Annotated in this window: 17 protein-coding genes; 9 read left to right on the top strand and 8 right to left on the bottom strand. The window is 72.0% G+C overall.

The genetic code is table 11. The annotated features are described in order from the left end of the window. Nucleotides 1-29 precede the first annotated feature (29 nt). Nucleotides 30-992 (top strand): LysR family transcriptional regulator, encoded by a 963-nt coding sequence (locus LTT61_RS10430; RefSeq protein WP_233019737.1) that lies wholly within the window; start codon nucleotides 30-32, stop codon nucleotides 990-992. Nucleotides 993-1,084: 92 nt separating this feature from the next. On the opposite strand, the gene LTT61_RS10425 is transcribed toward LTT61_RS10430, so the two are convergent. Then, nucleotides 1,085-1,354 (bottom strand): DUF2631 domain-containing protein, encoded by a 270-nt coding sequence (locus LTT61_RS10425; protein ID WP_233019736.1) that lies wholly within the window; start codon nucleotides 1,352-1,354, stop codon nucleotides 1,085-1,087. An 89-nt stretch (nucleotides 1,355-1,443) separates the two neighbouring features. Here LTT61_RS10425 and dxr point away from each other — a divergent pair, with 89 nt between their 5' ends. The 5 genes from dxr to LTT61_RS10400 all read left to right on the top strand — a co-directional run bounded on the left by dxr (nucleotide 1,444) and on the right by LTT61_RS10400 (nucleotide 7,918). Further along, nucleotides 1,444-2,592 (top strand): 1-deoxy-D-xylulose-5-phosphate reductoisomerase, encoded by a 1,149-nt coding sequence (gene dxr, locus LTT61_RS10420; RefSeq protein WP_233019735.1) that lies wholly within the window; start codon nucleotides 1,444-1,446, stop codon nucleotides 2,590-2,592. 89 nt (nucleotides 2,593-2,681) lie between these two features. Continuing rightward, on the top strand, nucleotides 2,682-3,884 hold the full coding sequence (locus LTT61_RS10415) for a M50 family metallopeptidase (protein WP_233019734.1): 1,203 nt from the start codon (nucleotides 2,682-2,684) through the stop codon (nucleotides 3,882-3,884). Between the two features lie 124 nt (nucleotides 3,885-4,008). Beyond that, entirely contained in the window at nucleotides 4,009-5,139 is a 1,131-nt protein-coding gene (gene ispG, locus LTT61_RS10410; protein ID WP_233020944.1) for a flavodoxin-dependent (E)-4-hydroxy-3-methylbut-2-enyl-diphosphate synthase, read from the top strand. A 60-nt stretch (nucleotides 5,140-5,199) separates the two neighbouring features. Continuing rightward, entirely contained in the window at nucleotides 5,200-6,063 is an 864-nt protein-coding gene (locus tag LTT61_RS10405) for a GNAT family N-acetyltransferase (RefSeq protein ID WP_233019733.1), read from the top strand. Between the two features lie 73 nt (nucleotides 6,064-6,136). Continuing rightward, nucleotides 6,137-7,918 (top strand): penicillin-binding transpeptidase domain-containing protein, encoded by a 1,782-nt coding sequence (locus LTT61_RS10400; protein WP_233020943.1) that lies wholly within the window; start codon nucleotides 6,137-6,139, stop codon nucleotides 7,916-7,918. Between the two features lie 54 nt (nucleotides 7,919-7,972). Here the strand turns inward: LTT61_RS10400 and LTT61_RS10395 are convergent, their stop codons facing one another. From LTT61_RS10395 to LTT61_RS10385, 3 genes are all read right to left on the bottom strand, one after another. After that, the gene (locus tag LTT61_RS10395) at nucleotides 7,973-8,500 is read right to left on the bottom strand and encodes a peroxynitrite isomerase (RefSeq protein WP_420094763.1); all 528 of its coding nucleotides are present in this window, start codon (nucleotides 8,498-8,500) and stop codon (nucleotides 7,973-7,975) included. Between the two features lie 61 nt (nucleotides 8,501-8,561). Next, nucleotides 8,562-9,941, bottom strand: coding sequence for an APC family permease (locus tag LTT61_RS10390; protein WP_233019731.1), 1,380 nt, complete (start codon nucleotides 9,939-9,941; stop codon nucleotides 8,562-8,564). A 57-nt stretch (nucleotides 9,942-9,998) separates the two neighbouring features. Beyond that, a complete protein-coding gene (locus tag LTT61_RS10385) occupies nucleotides 9,999-10,871 on the bottom strand; it encodes a helix-turn-helix domain-containing protein (RefSeq protein WP_233019730.1) in 873 nt (290 codons plus the stop codon). Between the two features lie 171 nt (nucleotides 10,872-11,042). Between LTT61_RS10385 and LTT61_RS10380 the strand changes: the two genes are divergently transcribed. Beyond that, nucleotides 11,043-12,203 carry a PLP-dependent aminotransferase family protein gene (locus LTT61_RS10380; protein ID WP_233019729.1) on the top strand — a complete coding sequence of 387 codons (1,161 nt, stop codon included), beginning with the start codon at nucleotides 11,043-11,045 and terminating at the stop codon, nucleotides 12,201-12,203. Between the two features lie 329 nt (nucleotides 12,204-12,532). On the opposite strand, the gene LTT61_RS10375 is transcribed toward LTT61_RS10380, so the two are convergent. Genes LTT61_RS10375 through LTT61_RS10365 form a run of 3 tightly spaced genes read right to left on the bottom strand, consistent with a single transcriptional unit; the run spans nucleotide 12,533 to nucleotide 16,019 of the window. After that, complete coding sequence (locus LTT61_RS10375) at nucleotides 12,533-13,543, bottom strand: hypothetical protein (RefSeq protein WP_233019728.1); 1,011 nt, start codon at nucleotides 13,541-13,543, stop codon at nucleotides 12,533-12,535. Beyond that, nucleotides 13,540-15,003 (bottom strand): pyridoxal phosphate-dependent aminotransferase, encoded by a 1,464-nt coding sequence (locus LTT61_RS10370; protein ID WP_233019727.1) that lies wholly within the window; start codon nucleotides 15,001-15,003, stop codon nucleotides 13,540-13,542. Before LTT61_RS10370 ends, LTT61_RS10375 begins: the two co-directional genes overlap by 4 nt. After that, nucleotides 15,000-16,019, bottom strand: coding sequence for a helix-turn-helix domain-containing protein (locus LTT61_RS10365; RefSeq protein ID WP_233019726.1), 1,020 nt, complete (start codon nucleotides 16,017-16,019; stop codon nucleotides 15,000-15,002). Before LTT61_RS10365 ends, LTT61_RS10370 begins: the two co-directional genes overlap by 4 nt. Nucleotides 16,020-16,493: 474 nt before the next feature. On the opposite strand from LTT61_RS10365, the gene LTT61_RS10360 reads away from it, so the two are divergent. Next, complete coding sequence (locus LTT61_RS10360) at nucleotides 16,494-16,826, top strand: hypothetical protein (protein ID WP_233019725.1); 333 nt, start codon at nucleotides 16,494-16,496, stop codon at nucleotides 16,824-16,826. Between the two features lie 16 nt (nucleotides 16,827-16,842). Beyond that, nucleotides 16,843-17,766: a TIGR03564 family F420-dependent LLM class oxidoreductase gene (locus tag LTT61_RS10355; protein ID WP_233019724.1), complete on the top strand. Its 924-nt coding sequence runs from the start codon at nucleotides 16,843-16,845 to the stop codon at nucleotides 17,764-17,766. Here the strand turns inward: LTT61_RS10355 and LTT61_RS10350 are convergent. After that, complete coding sequence (locus tag LTT61_RS10350; protein WP_233019723.1) at nucleotides 17,751-18,413, bottom strand: hypothetical protein; 663 nt, start codon at nucleotides 18,411-18,413, stop codon at nucleotides 17,751-17,753. The two genes, LTT61_RS10355 and LTT61_RS10350, sit on opposite strands and share 16 nt — an antisense overlap. Between the last annotated feature and the right edge of the window lie 4 nt (nucleotides 18,414-18,417).

The raw sequence follows: 18,417 nt of genomic DNA, 5'->3' as shown, positions 1-18,417 counted from the left end.
CGCCGCGGCGGTGCACTACTGTCACCCGGGTGAGCAGCCCCGATTCGATCGACCCCGAGCGGCTGCGGCAGTTCGTCGCGGTCGCCGACGAACTGCACTTCGCGCGCGCCGCGCGGGCGCTCGGCATCGCCAGGCAGCGGCTCAGCCGCACGGTGATCGAGCTGGAGCAGGAGCTGGGGGAGCGGCTCTTCGTGCCCGGTGCGCAGCCGACCGAGCTGACCGAGGCGGGGGCGGCGCTCCGGGAACAGGCGCGGGCGGTGCTCGCGCACACCGCGCGGCCGGTGGCCGAGCCGGAGGCCGCGTCGCTGCGGGTCGGGTTCGCGCCCGGGGTGACGGTGTCGAAGTGGGAGCGGATCTGGGCCGAGCGGTTCCCGGAGGCTCCGCTGACCACGGTGCCGCTGGCGCAGGCCGAGCAGGAGCGGGCGCTGCGCGCGGGGGAGGTCGACATGTGCTTCGTCCGGCTGCCGGTGGAGCGGGACGGGCTGAGCGTCATTTCGCTGTACCGGGAGCTGGCGGTCGCCGTGGTGCCGAAAGAGCACCCGGTGGCGGCGTACGACGAGATCGCCGAGGCGGATCTGGCCGGCTGGCAGCGGCACGACGGGGACGATATCGACGGCGCGGCGGGAATCCTGGAGTTGGTGGCCGCCGGGGTCGGCGTCGCGGTGCTGCCGCACTCCATCGCGCGGCTGCACGCCAGGCGCGACCTGGTCTACCGGACCGTCACCGACCTGCCCGGCACCGAGGTGGCGCTGGCCTGGCCGAGCGCGGCGACCACCGAGCCGGTCGAGGAGTTCGTCGGCGTGGTGCGCGGCCGCACCGCGCGCAGCACCCGCTCGCCCTCGGCCCGCGCCGAGCCCGCGAAGCCGGCCCGCACGCCCTCGGCCCGTGTCGAGCCCGCGAAGTCGAATCGCGCGCAGCCGAAGAAAGCTGCGGCCAAGCGCGGCGCCCCGCGCGCATCCGCGCCGAAGCAGGGCCGCCGCCGCGGTCGCTGAGCGCGGACGGGGTCAGCGGCCCCGTGCCGGGGCAGGGCAGATCGGGCGGCGCCCACACGCCGCTGCTCGGCCCGGTGGCGGGCGAACGGGAGCTACCTGGGCCGACGCCGGTGGATCGCGTCGTAGACGAACAGGCCGGCGATGGAGAGCGCGAAGCCGACCAGGAAGATGTCCTCGACCCTGCCGTTGTGGTTTCCGATGATCATGGCGAGCAGGGCGAGCGCGACGAACCAGCCCGCGATGCGGAAGGTCTTCGGCGATTCCCCGCTCCAGCCCCAGGCGGCCGACGGCACGTCGGCGGTGTCGACGCGGTGCACGACCGCGCGCTCGCTGTCGGCGGGTTCGAGTTCCGTGGCGGCCACGATCGCTCCTTCTGGCGGGGATACGACTACGCCCGATATCGTGACATACGACCGCATGTCGTAGCCAGCAGGGCTGCCACAATGGGGCGGTGTCCGACATCGTGAGAGTCCTGCTGCTCGGCAGCACCGGATCCATCGGAACCCAGGCGCTGGAGGTGATCGCCGCCAACCCCGACCGGTTCGAGGTGGTCGGGCTCGCCGCCCGCGGCGGGAACCCCGAGCTGCTGGCCGCGCAGATGGCCGCGACCGGGACCAGCAATGTCGCGGTGGCCGATCCGCGCGCGGCGCACCGGCTCGACCTGGAGCTGGCGGGCCCCGCCGCGGTGACCGAGCTGGTCCGCCGCACCGAGGCCGACGTGGTGCTGAACGCGCTGGTCGGCTCGCTCGGCCTGGAGCCGACGCTGGCGACGCTGGAATCCGGCACCCGGCTCGCGCTGGCGAACAAGGAGTCGCTGGTCGCGGGCGGTTCGCTGGTGACCCGCGCGGCCGCGCCGGGGCAGATCGTCCCGGTCGACTCCGAGCACTCGGCGCTCGCCCAGTGCCTGCGCGGCGGCCGCGCCGACGAGGTGGACCGGCTGGTGCTCACCGCCTCCGGCGGGCCGTTCCGCGGCTGGACCACCGAGATGCTGGAGAACGTCAACCCGGCCGAGGCCAAGGCGCACCCGACCTGGGCCATGGGGCTGATGAACACGCTGAACTCGGCCTCGCTGGTGAACAAGGGGCTGGAGCTGATCGAGACGCACCTGCTCTTCGGCATCCCGTACGACCGGATCGACGTCACCGTGCACCCGCAGTCCATCGTGCACTCCATGGTCACCTTCACCGACGGCTCGACGCTCGCGCAGGCCAGCCCGCCGGACATGAAGCTGCCGATCGCGCTCGCGCTCGGCTGGCCGGACCGGATCCCCGGTGCCGCCGCCGCCTGCGACTTCGGCACCGCCGCCACCTGGACCTTCGAGCCGGTGGACGACGCGGTCTTCCCCGCGGTCGAGCTGGCCCGCCGGGCGGGCACGCTCGGCGGCAGCGTGACGGCGGTCTACAACGCCGCCAACGAGGTCGCGGTGCAGGCTTTCCTGGACGGCGCGATCCGCTTCCCGGAGATCGTGCGGATCGTCACCGAGGCGGTCGAGGGCGCGGACGAGTGGCGGGCCGAGCCGGGCTCGCTGGCCGAGGTGCTGGCCGCCGACGGGTGGGCGCGCTCCTTCGCCGCCGCCGCGGTGCGCGGGCGATCGGCCTGATCGCTCGGGCTGGTACGGTCCCGCACCGCTACTGTTGACCACAGGCGTCCGGCGCCGGGGGTCGAATTCGCAGGAGGACTGGAGTTCAGATGGTGTTCGCGTTGGGCTTCGCCCTGTTCGCCCTCGGCATCACGATCTCGGTCGCGCTGCACGAGTGCGGCCACATGTGGGCGGCCCAGGCGACCGGCATGAAGGTGCGGCGCTACTACATCGGCTTCGGCCCGAAGGTCTTCTCCTTCCAGCGCGGCGAGACCGAGTACGGCCTCAAGGCGCTCCCGCTCGGCGGCTTCTGCGACATCGTCGGGATGACCGCGCTGGACGAGGTGCCGCCGGAGGATCTGGACCGGGCCATGTACCGGCAGGCCACCTGGAAGCGCATGGTGGTGATGTTCGGCGGCATCGCGATGAACTTCCTGCTCGGCTTCCTGCTCGTGGTGGTGCTCGCGATCGGCTGGGGGCTGCCGCAGCTGGACCCGGTCGAGACCAAGCTCGGCGCGATGAACTGCGTCGCCACCGCCAACCCGGACGGCACCCTGCAGGAGTGCGCGGGCACCGGTCCGGCGCAGCGCGCCGGGCTGCGCCGCGGCGACGTGGTGACCGCGGTGAACGGTGTCGCGGTGAGCACCTGGAAGGACTTCCAGCGCGAGACCCAGAAGCAGACCGGCACCTTCGACTACACGATCGAGCGGGACGGGGCGACGCTCACCGTCGCGGTGACGCCGGAGCGCACCGTGCGCTACGACGACAACGGCCAGAACCCGCGCGAGGTCAGCGCCGTCGGCGTCGGCTCCTACGGCGCCGAGCCGCCGCAGAAGTACGACGTGCTCGGCGCCGTGCCCGCCTCGCTCGCCTTCACCGGCGACATGTTCGTGCGCACCATGGAGTCGCTGGCCCAGATGCCTGCCAAGGTGTCGGCGCTGTGGACCGCGGTGACCGGCGGCGAGCGCGATCCGGAGACCCCGGTCAGCGTGTACGGCGCCAGCCGGATCGGCGGCGAGACCGCCGAGCGCGGGCTCTGGGGCATCTTCATCCTGGTCCTGGCCAGCCTGAACTTCTTCCTCGGCGCCTTCAACCTGCTCCCGCTGCTTCCGCTGGACGGCGGGCACATGGCCGTCGTGCTCTACGAGAAGGCGCGCAACTCGCTGCGCGCCTGGCGCGGGCTGGCCCCCGGCGGCCCGGTCGACTACCTGAAACTGCTGCCGCTCACCTACGCGGCCGTTGTGCTCGGCGGCGCGTACATGGTGCTCACGCTCACCGCCGACATCGTCAACCCGGTCAAACTGTTCCCCTGACCGCGGCTGTCGGCGGCCTCACACCGGCCCCACCCGCGGAGCGCGACTAAGCTCGATGACGCAACGGCTCGACCACGCACCTGAGGAAGAAGGCAGCCGAGAAGTGACAACCATCGGATTGGGGATGCCCGCCGCCCCCGCGGCCGTCCTCGCACCCCGGCGCAAGACCCGCCAGCTCATGGTCGGCGGTGTCGGCGTCGGCAGCGATCATCCGATCTCGGTGCAGTCCATGACGACCACCAAGACGCACGACATCAACGCGACGCTGCAGCAGATCGCGGAGCTCACCGCCTCCGGCTGCGACATCGTCCGGGTCGCGTGCCCGCGCCAGGAAGACGCCGACGCGCTGGCGACCATCGCGAAGAAGTCGCAGATCCCGGTGATCGCCGATATCCATTTCCAGCCGCGCTACATCTTCGCCGCGATCGACGCCGGGTGCGCCGCGGTGCGGGTGAATCCCGGCAACATCAAGGAGTTCGACGGCCGGGTCAAGGAGGTCGCCAAGGCGGCCGGGGCCGCGGGCATCCCGATCCGGATCGGCGTCAACGCGGGCTCGCTCGACCAGCGGATGCTGGCGAAGTACGGCAAGGCCACGCCGGAGGCGCTGGTGGAGTCGGCGCTCTGGGAAGCCGGGCTCTTCGAGGAGCACGGCTTCGGCGACATCAAGATCTCGGTCAAGCACAACGACCCGGTGGTCATGGTGGAGGCGTACCGGCAGCTGGCCGCGCAGAGCGATTACCCGCTGCACCTCGGGGTCACCGAGGCCGGGCCCGCGTTCCAGGGCACCATCAAGTCGGCGGTGGCCTTCGGCGCGCTGCTCGGCGAGGGGATCGGCGACACCATCCGGGTCTCGCTCTCCGCGCCGCCCGCCGAGGAGATCAAGGTCGGCGGGCAGATCCTGCAGTCGCTGAACCTGCGGCCGCGCAAGCTGGAGATCGTCTCCTGCCCGTCCTGCGGGCGGGCCCAGGTCGACGTCTACACCCTCGCCAACGAGGTGAGCGCAGGGCTGGAGGGCATGGAGGTGCCGCTGCGCGTCGCCGTCATGGGGTGCGTCGTGAACGGCCCCGGCGAGGCGCGCGAGGCCGATCTCGGCGTCGCCTCCGGCAACGGCAGGGGCCAGATCTTCGTCAAGGGCGAGGTCATCAAGACCGTCCCCGAGTCGCAGATCGTCGAGACCCTCATCGAAGAGGCCATGCGGATCGCCGAGCAGATGGGCGAAGCCGAATCCGGCGATCCGGTGGTTACCGTCGGGTAGAAGATCAAGGTTCGGTACTTGCTGTACCGCTCCGGCCCGGTTCGTGGCAGGCTTGGCGTTGTGCGGAGTCTGCTGGAGCCGGCGCGTCGGGCGCGGCACCCGGCCGCGCGACAGCTCGCGAACCGGGATCTCGCGCAGGTGCTGCGCGTCCTCGATACCGATCCGGTCGCGTCGTGCATGGTCGCGGCCCGATTGCAGGAGTACGGCCTGGATGCCGGGTACGGCTACGGCGAGCTGTGGAGCCGGGGTGATCCAGGCGATTCGCTGTGCTTCTCCGGCGCGAACCTGGTGCCGCTGCGCGGTGACGCCGCCTCCGTGAAGGCCTTCGCCGAGCGCGCGCTGCGCTTCCCGCGCATGTGCTCCTCGGTGGTCGGCCGCCGTGAGCTGGCGCTGCCGCTCTGGGAGGCGCTGGCCGGGCACTGGGGTCCGGAGCGCGAGGTGCGCGGCGTGCAGCCGCTGCTCGCCCTGGCCGGGTACGCCGTGATCACCGCGGACCCGGAGGTGCGCAAGGTGCGCCCGGACGAGCTGGACCGCTACCTCGAGGCCGCCATCGCCATGTTCATCGAGGAGGTCGGCGTCGACCCCAGGGCGGGCGACGGCGGGCGCGGCTACCGCAGGCGGATCGCCGGGCTGATCGAATCCGGCCGGGCCTGGGCTCGATTCGACGACGGCGAGGTCGTCTTCAAGGCCGAGGTCGGCGCGCTCTCCCGGCGCACCGGGCAGATCCAGGGCGTCTGGGTGCACCCGGAGCACCGCGGGAAGGGGCACGGCGCCACCGGCACCGCGGCGGTCGCGAACGCGGTGGTCGCCTCCGGCCGCACCGCCAGCCTCTACGTCAACGACTACAACGGCGCCGCGCGCCGCGCGTACCGGAAGGTCGGCTTCCAGCAGATCGCCACCTTCGCCACCGTTCTGCTGGACTGAGCGGCCGAACTCCCGGTGCGCCATCGGGGTTTGCCGGTCGATCGCCGGTTACCATCGGGCCGTGTCGATCCGGATGGTCACCACGCTCGCGGCGACGGTCTGCACGGTGCTGGCCGCCGTCGGCTGCTCGGCGGGCCCGCAGGGCCCGATCCCCGCCGCCGACGCCTTCGTCGAGGCCTTCGCCGAACGTCGCACCGACGACGCCGCCGAACTCACCGGCCTCCCCGAGAAGGCCGGGCCCGCACTGGAGTCCGCGTGGAAGAACCTCCAGGCCGAGAGCCTGGCGGCGACGACGGGGCAGGCCAGGGTCAGCGGCGACACCGCGACGGTGGAGTACACCTACGAGTGGCGGCTGCCGAAGAATCGGGTCTGGAGCTACACCGGCCAGCTGCAGATGGGCAAGATCGATGGTCGCTGGGCGGTGCGCTGGACCTCCGCCGACATCCACCCCCGGCTCGGCGACACCCAGTCCATGGTGCTGCGCGCCGACCCCGCGCCGAAGGCGAGGGTGAACGAGTCCTCCGGCAGCGACGTGCTGGTGCCCGGCCGGGTCTCCCGGGTCACCTTCGACACCGGCGCCGCCGCCGACCCGGGCAGCACCGCCACCACGCTGGCCCGCGCGCTGCACCGCTTCGACACCGAGCTGACCCCGCCGAAGATCCTCGCCGCCGCCCGCGCCGCGCGCGGCCCGCACACCGTGATCGCGCTGAACGAGGTGGAGGCGGACCAGGTCACGAACGAGCTCATCGGGCTGCCCGGCGTCACCCTTGTCCCGGAGTGGGACATGGTGCCGACCGACCGGAAGTTCGCCCCCGATCTGATGACCCAGGTGCGGCAGACGGTGATCACCGAGGTGGACGGCAGGGCCGGCTGGAGCGTCGTCACGGTGAACGCCAACGGCGCCGACACCGACGTGCTCACCGAGGTGGCCGCGCAGCCCGCGCCGTCCTTCGCGCTCAGCGTCGACCGGTTCGTGCAGAACGCGGCGCAGCGCGCGGTGGACGTGCGCCGCGACGAGCAGACCATGATGGTGGTGATCCGGCCGTCCACCGGCGCGATCCTGGCGGTCGCGCAGAACGAGGCCACCGACCGGGACGGCCCGATGGCGACCATCGGCCAGTACCCGCCCGGTTCGATCTTCAAGACGGTGACCGCGACCGCCGCCATGACCGCCGGGCTCGCCGATCCGGACACCGTGCTGCCCTGCCCGAGCCGGATCACCATCGGCGAGCGCACGATTCCGAACTACGACCTCTTCTCGGTGGGCAGCGTGCCGATGGCCACCGCGTACGAGCGCTCCTGCAACACCTCGTTCGCCAAGCTCGCCAGCGAGCTGCCCGGCGACGCACTGCACAGTGCCGCCGCGTCGCTCGGGGTCGGCGCGACCTACACCGTCCCCGGGCTGCCGACCTTCTCCGGCTCGGTGCCGCCTGCCGAGGAGCTGGTGCAGCGCACCGAGGACGGCATCGGCCAGGGCCGGGTGGTGGTGAGCCCGTTCGGCATGGCGCTGATGGCGGCCACCGTCGCCACCGGGCGGGCGCCGACACCGTGGCTGATCGGCGGCCGCACCACCGAGGTCGACGGCGAGCGCCCCGACCCGGCGCCCGCGGCGATCGACGGGCTGCGCACCATGATGCGCAAGGTGGTCACCGGCGGTACCGCCGAGCGGATCGTCGACCAGGGCGAGGTCTACGGCAAGACCGGCGAGGCCGAGGTGGAGGGCGGCTCGCACTCCTGGTTCGTCGGGTACCGCGGCGACCTCGCCTTCGCCACCCTGCTGGTCAAGGGCGGCAGCTCGGACAACGCGGTCGCGGTGACCAGGGACATGTTCACGGCCCTGCCGCCGGAGTACTGAGGGCGGGGACGTGCTCGGCGCGTGCTACGCGAGCGGGGACCCGGCCGCCGCGGGCTACGGCTCGGCGCGCTGCAACGTGGCTGCCAGGTGGTGCTGCAGCGGCTCGCCGACGGCGGCCATCCGCACCGAGTAGTCCAGCGCGTCGTCCCGGACGGTGAACGAGCGGCCCATCGCGGTCACCGATTTCGCGGTGCTGCTGAGCCCGATTCCGGTGGTGGTCAGCTCCAGCCGTATGACGCCATCGGCGGTGTCGAGCGTGCCCTCGTAGATCTCGGTGATGCCGGTGGGGTGGGCCAGGATCAGCTCTACCCGATCCGGCGCGGGGCAGCGCAGGTAGCCGACCTCAGCGTGCAGCGGGCGGCCGTCGTCGGCGGCCCGCGTGCGCTGCCGGTAGGTGAGGAACGGGCGGCCGATGTGCCCGAACTCCACCTCCTCCAGGTAGTCGAAGGAGTCGATGGTCGGGTACTCGCCGTGGCCCTTGCCGCGCCAGACGCCGAGCAGCGGGGTCAGCGCGGTGAGGGCGGGGTGCGGGGCTGGGGTCGGGGCTGCCACCGGTCGAGGGTAGCCCCCGCCCGGGCTCATTCCACGGCGGCAGGCCACTCGACGTCCGGTTGCCGCTCGGAGGGGAGGGTCTTCGGAGTCGTCAGCGCTCAGCAGCCTCCGGCGCGACCGGCTTCGCCTGCTTGCGCAGCGCGAGCTGGTTCACCGCCCAGAGCAGTGCGCCGACGCCGAGCAGGATGCCCGCGATCAGGTACTGCTGCGGATTCCGGTCGGTGAAGGGGGTGACCAGGAAGCCGCAGCTGAGCGCGCCGATGATGGGCAGGATGGTCGGGGTGCGGAAGTGCTTGTGCTCGACCGGATCACGGCGCAGGACGAGTACCGCGATGTTGACGATGGTGAAGACCGCGAGCAGCAGCAGCGCGGTGGTGCCGCCGAGTTCGGGGACCTGGCCGACGAAGAGGATCAGCGCCAGCCCGAGCACGGTGGTGAAGACGATCGAGACGTGCGGGGTGTGCCTGCGGGGGTGCACCGCGCCGAAGGCGCGCGGCAGAACGTGCTGGCGCGCCATCCCGTAGAGCAACCTGCTCGCCATCAGCATGTTGATGAGCGCCGAATTGGCTACGGCGAACATGGTGATGAAGGCGAAGATGCCGGTGGGGAAGCCGGGGGCGCCGATCTCGACCACCTTCAGCAGCGGGGTCTCGCCCGCGCCGAGCTCGCTCGGCTCCACCAGCGCCACCGCGGTGATGGAGACCAGCACGTAGATGAGGCCGGTCAGCAGCAGCCCGCCGAGCAGTACCTTGGGGAAGATCTTGCTCGGCTGCTTGCACTCCTCGGCCATGTTCACCGAGTCCTCGAAGCCGACCATGGCGTAGAAGGCGAGCGTGGTGGCGGCGATGACGCCGCCGAGCGCGGAGCGGTCGCCGGTCTCGAACTCGGTGATCCGGCCGAAGTCGCCGTTGCCGTAGCCGAGCGCCCACAGCCCGACGGCGATCACGATGAGCAGCCCGGTCAGCTCGATGCAGGTGAGCACCACGTTCAGCTTGACGCCCTCGCTCACCCCGCGCAGGTTGATCGCGGCGATCACGAGGATGAAGGAGAGCGCGACCAGCGTGATGCCGATGCCGTCGCCGATGCCGAGCTCGAACGCCTCGGCGAAGTTGGCGGCGAAGGCGCGGGCCGCCGTCGAGGCCGAGGTGATGCCGGAGCTCATCACCGCGAAGGCGACCATGAAGGTGACGAAGTGGATGCCGAACGCCTTATGCGTGTACAGCGCGGCGCCCGCGGCCTGCGGGTACTTGGTGACGAGCTCCAGGTAGCTGAACCCGGTGATCAGCGCGACCACGAAGGCGACGAGGAACGGCACCCAGACGGCGCCGCCGACCTCGTTGGCGACCTTGCCGGTGAGCGCGTAGATCCCGGTTCCCAGGATGTCGCCCACCACGAACAAGAGCAGAAGCCCCGGACCCATGACGCGTTTCAGCTCGGGTTCGGTGGCGCTGTCGGCGGTCACCTCGGCCATGGCGCACCTCCTTCAGCACTCGGTGGTGCAGAGGGAATTACCCAATCCGCTGCGGTTTCAGTCGCCGATCTCGGCGAGTTCCGCCGCGGCGGCGGCGATCATGGCCGCGGAGTCGCGCGGGCTCAGCGCCATGGCGCGCAGCTGGTCGAAGATGACGCCGAAGCGGCGGATCTCGGTGTGCCCCTCGATCAGCTCGTCGCCTGCCAATCCCTCGATGTAGACCAGTTCGGGATCGGCCGGGTTCGGGAAGTCGAGCAGCGTGAAGGCGCCCGCCATGCCCGGGTGCGCGCCCGCGTCGAAGGGCAGGATCTGCAGGATCACGTTCTTGCGCTTGATCTCCTGCAGCAGCCGCTCCAGCTGGCCGCGCATGGTGACCGGGCCGCCGACCACCCGGCGGATGGCCGCCTCGTCCATCACCACCCAGAGCTCCAGCGGCTCGTCCTTGGTGAGGTTGACCCCCCGGTCCATCCTGGCCTTGGCCCTGCTCTCCATCATGGACGCCTCCAGCTTCGGCATGGAGGTGTCGATGACGGCGTTGGCGTACTCGTAGGTCTGCAGCAGCCCCGGCACCGTCGAGGTCTGGTAGTGCCGCGCCGAGAGTGCCTCGGACTCGAAGTTGATGTAGGCCGCGTAGACCTCGGAGACGCTGCCCTCGTAGGCCCGCGCCATGCCCGGCTTGAGCGCCGTGGTGAGCAGTTCGATCGCTTCCTCGCGCTGCTTGTCGTCGACGTCGTACAGGTCGAGCATCGCCATCAGCGTGCGCCGCTGCGGCCGCGCCTGCGCCGTCTCGATCCGGTACAGCGTGGTGATGTTGATGCCGGTGCGGCTGCTGACCTCTTCCTTGCCGAGCTGCGCGTCCTCCCGCATCTCGAGCAGCATCGCCGCCAGCCGGCGCAGCCCGACGGTGAGCACCGTGCGCTTGCCTGCCATGCCACCCCTTCCGTGCGGGCCCGCGCACGGGACGGATCCGGCGCGGGCTGACCTCAACGGTACCGCTCGGGCGGCGCCACCGTTCACGGGTCGCGCGACGTGTCGGCGACTTGGCATCCGGCCGATCCGAACCGGGTTCCCGCGCGGTCGCCCGCTCTAGCGTTGTCTGCCGTGACCAGCAGCGCTATCCTCTCCCGTTCCGCAACATACGAACCGGCCGGTGGGTTCGGTCCGGCCGTGCCGCTCCCGCCGGGAGCCGTTCGTTTGGTCGGCGGGGCGCCCGCCACCGAGGCCCTGCCCACCGCGGAATTGGCCGCTGCCTTCAGCACCGCCCTGACCGGTGCCACCGCGCTGCAGTACTCGGTGGCGCCCGGCATCGAGCCGCTGCGCGAGTGGATCGCCGACCACGAGGGGACGACCTCCGACCGGGTGCTGGTCACCAACGGCGCGCTGCACGGACTCAGCCTGCTCTGCGCCGCACTGCTCGACCCCGGCGACGTCGTCGCGGTGGAGAACCCGACCTTCCCGGTCGCGCTGCGGGTGCTCGCGCAGTACGGGGCGCGGGTCGTGGGGGTGCCGAGCTCGGCGGCCGGACTCGACCTGGACGCGCTCGAGCGGCGGCTGCGCGACGGGCTGCGGATCAAGCTGCTCTACCTCATCCCGGACTTCCAGAACCCCACCGGAGCGACGCTCGCCGCCGCCGACCGGGCGCGGACGGTGGCGCTCGCCGAGCGGTACGGCTTCGTGGTGGTCTCCGACAACCCGTACCGCTCGCTGCGGTTCGCCGGTGCCGCGCTGCCGGATCTGCCGCCGGCGAGCGACGCCGTGGTCCGGGTGAACACCTTCTCCAAGACGCTCGGGCCGGGGCTGCGATCGGGCTGGGTCGTCGCGCCGGAGTGGCTGCTCCCGGTGCTCACCCGGCTGCGCGCCAACGTGGACCAGCACAGTTCGCTGCTCACCCAGACGGCGCTGGCCGGTGTGCTCACCGAACCGGGCTTCTTCGACGACGTGCTGGCCACCGGCAGGGAGCTGTACCGGGAGCGGTCCGGCGCGCTCACCGCGGCGCTGCGCTCCCGGCTGGGGGAGCGGGTGGCGTTCGACGAGCCCGAAGGCGGGATCTTCCTGTGGCTGCGGGCCACCCAGCCCGGGCTCGACCTCGTCGCACTGCGCGAGCGGGCAAGGGCGCTCGGGGTCGAGTTCGCGCTCGGGCGCTACTTCGACCCCGAGGGCAACGGCGGCCACACCGACCGGATCCGGCTCGGTTTCAGCAACGCCACCGGCGCCGATATCGAACTCGGGGTCGAGCGGATCGCCGCAGCCTGGACGAGCTGAGCAGCGAGGGTGGCCTAGACCGGCCACCCTTGCTCCGGTCAGCTCGGCACCGTGCGGATGGGCGGTCGGTGCCGAGCACCACCCGATCCGCACCGAGGACATCGATCTGGTATCGCAGCGCGGCAGGGTCCAGCCGCAGGGTGTCGATGTGGATCCGATGCTGCCTGCGAAACGGCCGCGCGCCGGCGCGCCGGGGGCGGTCACTAGACGGACCGCCGCGGGAACGGGCTACGACAACACATGCGGAGACCCCTCGAATTCCGGCGAACGAGGTGCAGTGCACCCCGGTCGCCCCCGCCGGAACAATCCAGCGGACCTGTCGGATTCGTTCAGTTCTGGTTCACCGTCGGAGGTTCGCCACCCGCTACCAATCGCAGGATCATGGCTGTTGTGGCGGCCGCGTAGGCGTGGCTCGCCTCGCCCGGGCGCGCCGCCGGATAGTTGCTGCGGTGCGTGACGACGACGCCGTTCGGCAGGGTACGAGTGGTGTCGCGGCGGGTGGCGCTGCAGTTTCCACCCGCCTTGGCGGCCAGGTCGACCACCACGCTGCCGGGGGCGAGCAGGCCGAGGGCGGCGTCATCGAGCAGCAGCGGGGCGGGGTCGCCGCGGTGCAGGGCCGCGCAGAGCACGATATCCGGGGCGACCTCGGGGACGAGTGCCCGGATCGCTGCGGGGCCCGCCGCGGTGACGCAGGCACGCGCGCCGGCGGCGAGCGCGGTGGGTTCGGTCTCCCGGCGCGCGGCGACGACGGTCGGCGGGGTGTCACCCGCTGCCAGCGCGGCGTCCAGCGCGGCGCGCCCCGCCGCGCCGAAGCCGAGGACGAGGCTGCGGATCGGCCGCTTCCGGGTCGCCGCCGGGAGCAGTGCGCGGGCAGCGGTGTAAGCGACGCCACCCGCCACCCGGCTCATCGGGGTGAGGGCGTCGTACTCCGCGGTCGCCGCCGTGCGGGGCACCGATTCGAACGCGATCGAGCGGATACCGTGCCCGGCGAGCGCGTCGATCCGCTCGCGTCGCTGGTGCGGGTCCTGGAAGCCGATCAGGGTTGTGCCCGGCCGGAGCCGGTCGCCGGAGAGCGCGAAGGCGGGCGTCTTGACCCACGCGACGATATCGGCGGCGGCGCCGACCGCGCCCGCATCAGGAGCGATGCGCGCGCCCGCGGCCCGGAAGTGGCTGTCGGCGAAGCCGGCGCGCTCGCCGGCGCCGGTCTCGACGGTGACGTCGAGACCGTGATCGGTGAGCCGGCGCACCGCCGCGGGGGTGAGCGCGACCCGGGTCTCACCGCGCGCCGTCTCGCGCCAGACGCCGATCACGACACGATCGCCGGTGCGGTGACCGCTCATCCGCGCAACGGTGCGCCCACGGTGGCCAGCGGCCTGTCCGTCGGCCCCGGCGGGCCGTGGAATGGCGCACCGCCGATCGCAACCACGGGGTGCAGCGGTTCGAGATCCAGCGCCGCGAGCACGTCGGAATACCTGAGCCCGGCCGACATGTCCAGCAGCAGCCGCTCGATCCGATCCAGGAGTTCGGCCAGCAGGTCGCGGCACTCCTGGCCCGGCGCGCGGCGCGGCGCGAGCACGTTCAACCGGACCCCCGGGCGGGCCGAACCGGTCCGGTCCAGCGCGACGCTGTCCACCCCAGCGGCGATCAGCAGCAGATCCTCCAGTTCCGCGCTGTCCCGAACGCCTGCGGCGTCGAGTAGCCCGGCGTCGAACCGAAGCGCCAGGAACATCCCCTCCGGGGAGCCGAGCGGGCGCAGCGCGGCGAAGCCGAGCCGGTCGTCGATCTCGCGGACCCGGCAGATCGCCCGGTCCATCTGCGCGCGCATGAGGGTGCGGTTGCCCGCGAAGTATTCGTCCGGCGTGTGCTCGACGATCGCCCTGGCCAGGTGGGTGGTCTCGCGCTGGAAGGAGAGCGTTAGCCGGTCCGCGATCCGGGCGAGCCATGCGGTGTCGCCGCTGCACGCCGCGCCCATCTTGCACGGCCCGAAGGCGTTGTAGCCCTTGGAGTTCCCAGTGATGGTGAGCACCCTGTCGTAGAGCCTGCGGTCGACGGCGACGATTGGGATGTGCCCACTCACCAGGTGATCGAAGGCGGCGTCGCAGATCACCGGGGTGTCGGCGGCGAGCAGCACCCGGCCGATCGCGGCCAAGTCGGCGGCCGAGTAGTGCGCCACCACCGGGTTGCCCGGCAGGGTGAGTAGCACGCCGCAGAGTTCGCCGGTGGCGCGCAGCTCGGTGAGGCAGCGGTGCAGCCGCACCGGGTCGATGGTGAAGCCGTCGTCCGGACCGACCGGGCAGGTCACGATGCGCAGGCCGTACTTCTCCACGTGCAGGCCCGCGCTCTTGTAGAACCCCTCCGGGCACACCAGCACCCCGCCGGGGCGGGCGATGGTGGCGATCGCCTCCTCCAGCAGCATGGTGCTGGTGTAAGCGCAGACGATCACCTCCTCCGGCCGCACCCGGACCCCCGGCACCCCGGGGGCCGGCTGCTCCAGGCTGCCGAACATCCTGCGCGCGGCCAGTTCGCGCAGCACCGTGGGCTGGCGCTTGTCGTAGCGGCTGCCGTCGGCGTAATCGTCCGGCGGGGTGCCGTGCAGCAACTCGTGCCAGGCCAGGTCCAGCGCCGCGACGGCGGCCGGGTGCGGGCCGAGCCCGGTCTCGCCGTGGTAGGCGTCGATGACCCCGGTGTAGCTGCGGTCGCCGGTACCGGGGAACGGATGATCGCGGGTGAGCAGCCGCTTCACCCGGCGTTTGCGCTGTTCGGACCGCTGGGTGACGGTGGCGAGCGCGGATGGGGTCACTCCGCCCCCCCGGCCGGATCGGCTGCGATCCTGGCCCAGCGCTCGGCCAGCGCCTCCCGGAACTGCATCCGGCAGTCGCCGTCGGAAAGCCGCCGGTACCCCGCCAGCGCAGGCTCCGCCACCACGTCGTTCACCGGGACGGCGGTGCCGGCGAGCCGCAGCGCGTAAAGCTTCTCGAATCGCTTGACCGCGAAGGCGACATCATGGTTGAGCACGGAGAAGCGGGTGGCCACCCTGGCCTGCTGCGAGTAGTCGTACTCGCCGATGGCGACGTAGCGGTCGTCGACAACGAGCATGCTCTGCGCGTTGCGGGCGTGTTCCCGCTTGACCAGAACACTTTCGACGCCCGCCCGGGTCTGTCGCCAGAGTTTGTCGTCGTACGGCCAAACATCGCTGATGTCATCGAGCACGTACATCCGCCGCACCTCGATCCGCGGCGGGAGCGATTCGTCCGCCAGTTTCAGGATCGCGGCGTGGTATTCGTCGCCGACGTCACCACCGATGGTGCCGAGGTCGGCGGTGTGGATGGCGCGCACCGACGTGCTGGCCTGGTCCAGGATGGTGAGCCAGTCGTTGACGGTGTTCCACTCCCAGACCGTGGCGCTGCGCGACGGGATCTGGGTCAGGATCTCCTCGGCGCGCTCCAGCTGCCGATCGGCGATCAGCCGCAGCGGCTCGATCCCGTCCCGCGCACCGGAGGCGTCCAGCAGGCTCTGCGCGATCCGCAGCGCGCGCTCGACCACCTGCGGATCCTTGCCGAGTAGCACGTTGAACCGCATCCGCAGCTCGTGCAGCCCGCTGTCGCCCGCTTCTGCGGGGGCACCGGGCAACTCCTCGCCGAGCGCGAGGCTGAGCCGCTCGCGCAGCGAGAGCGGGGGCACCCGGGAGCCGTTCTCGATCTGCTGCACCAGGCTGCGCGAGCAACCGGCCCGCTGCGCCAGCTCCGCCTGGGTCAGGCTGCGCTCGATCCGCAGCCGGCGCACGAGCGCGCCGATCGGTTCGCCCGGTTCAGTCACGGGAGCCCTCCGAGCGGGCGGCACAGCGAAGCACACGATGTGTCACGGGGCGTGAGCATAGGGCACCGGAGGCCGGTAGGCGGAGCGAGACCCTTCGCGCCGGAATTGCTGGTCGGACGCGGGAGTTCGGAGCGGACGGCTCGGACTGGGGAAAGCGGCACGGAAACCCCCTTCAGGACGCATAATCGCAACCTCCAGTATCGGCGAAAGCATAGGAAGTGTCACTGAAAAGCCTTCAAGCACAATTGACGGCACAAGTAGGCGCTCGGTAGCATAACTAAACAATCCGCCCCCGGCAGCGAGGAGGTACCGACCACGGACACCTCGCTGCGGCAGGAGGCAGGTTCCCGGCCTTTCCGGTGAGTCTCCGCTCGATCCCCCTGCCGCTCGTCCTCGGACAACGCGAACCATCGGCCCGCCCCAGAACACCGGCGCGGTCGTGATCGAGCATTCGCAGCGCGAACGGAGGGGACCATGGCACTGCACAGCACCGCGACCACGATCACCAGCACGGTCAGCCCGGAACAGGCTCGGCTCGACGAATTCGGTACCTGGCGACTCGACTGGCTGCCCGACATCCCGCTCACCCGCGACCAGGCCGTCAGCGGCATGGTGCTCGACGAGGTGCTCAGCGACTCGGCCGCGGTGCACGACGCGATGGCCGTCGAACTGGCCCAGCTCCGCGCCGCCGAACTCGGCCTCGACCTCACCCAGGTGCTGCTGCGCCTCTTCCTCCGGATCCAGCAGCGCGACGCCGCGCGCCTATGCTGGCCCGCGGAACCGGCGCGGGCGAGCTCGCCCGCCTGAGCGGAGGAGACGGATCGTGCGTATCGGCATCTTGCTCGGTGAGACCTCGGGCCCCGACGCCCTCACCCGGCTGACCGACGAGCTGGCGGCCGCAGCCGCGGCGGGGTTCTCCTCGGCGTGGCTCTCGCACATCTTCGGCGTCGACGCGCTGACCGCCATCGCCGTCGCCGGCAGCCGGGTGCCGGGCATCGAGCTCGGGACGGCGGTGGTGCCCAGCTACCCGCGGCACCCCGCCGCGCTCGCACAGCAGGCCCGCACCACCGCGCTCGCGCTCGGCGACAACCGGCTCACGCTCGGCGTCGGGCTCTCGCACCGCCCGGTGATCGAGAACATGTACGGCTACGACTTCGGCAGGCCCGCGCACCACATGACCGAGTACCTGCGGGTGCTGCTTCCGCTGCTGGACAACCGGCCCGCCTCGTTCCAGGGCGACACGGTGCGTGCCGAACTCGCGCTCACCGTGCCGAACGAGGGCCGGGTTCCGGTGCTGCTCGCCGCGCTCGGCCCGCGCATGCTGCGGCTCGCCGGGCGCGAGACCGACGGCACCACGCTGTGGATGACCGGCCCGGCCACCGTCCGCTCGCACATCGTCCCGGTGATCGCCGAGGCCGCGGCCGAGGCGGGCAAGCCGGCGCCGCGCGTCGTCTGCGCGCTGCCGGTCTGCGTCACCGACGACGTCGAGGACGCGCGCGCCGGCGCGGGCAAGGCCTTCGGCTTCTACGGGAACCTGCCCTCGTACCGCGCCATGATGGACCGCGAGGGTGTCGCGGGCCCGGTCGACCTGGCGCTGATCGGCGGCGAGGAGCAGGTGGCGGCCCGGATCGCGGAGATCGCCGCGGCGGGCGCCACCGATTTCGTCGGCGCGCTCTTCACCCGCGGCGAGAGCGCGGACCGCACCCGCGCGCTGCTGAGCGAGCTGGCCGGTCAGGCCAGCAGGTAGCGGCTGGTCGGGACCACGTCCAGGTCGCGGTCGGCGCCGAAGGTCGCGACGCTGCGCAGCATCGCGCCGGTCCTGCGGTGCAGCTCGGCATCGTCGCCGCCGCTGCCGTAGAAGGCGTGCGGGTCGGTGAGCGCCTCGATCGGGAAGAGCTCCTCCACGATCGCCGCGAGCTCCGGTGCGCCCTCGGTGGCCGGGCCGAGCACCCGGTTCTGCACGTAGCCGAAGGTCGCCTGGGTCTCGATGGCGACCGCGGTGTGGTGCTCCAGCCACGCGGAGCGCCACTCGGCGTAGGGCAGCTCGGCCGGGCGGCGGAGGAAGGCGATGTTCGCCAGCCCCGGCGCCCGCTCGCCGGGGGGAACCGCGGGCGGCGGCAGCGGCAGGTGCTCCTCGACCCACCAGCCCGCCACCCGCTCGGCGAAACCGGTGAGCACCGCCGAGACCCGCGCGCCCGCCGCCTCGTCCGGGACCTCCGTCGCCACCACCGCGGCCACCGGCTCCGCGAAGGTGGTGAGCCGCAGCAGCGCTCCGGCCACCGCGGCGTCCGCGAGGTTCACCTGGATCCGGGTGGCCCCGGCCGTGCGCAGCCCCGTGCGGGCCGGGTCGCCGAGCAGCTCGCCCGGGCCCCAGAGCGCGTGCACCAGCTTCATCGTC

The sequence above is a fragment of the Nocardia asteroides genome, assembly GCF_021183625.1.
Lineage (GTDB): Bacteria > Actinomycetota > Actinomycetes > Mycobacteriales > Mycobacteriaceae > Nocardia > Nocardia asteroides_A.
Note: the sequence above shows the minus strand (reverse complement) of the source record. Positions and strands in the feature narration are given on the sequence as shown.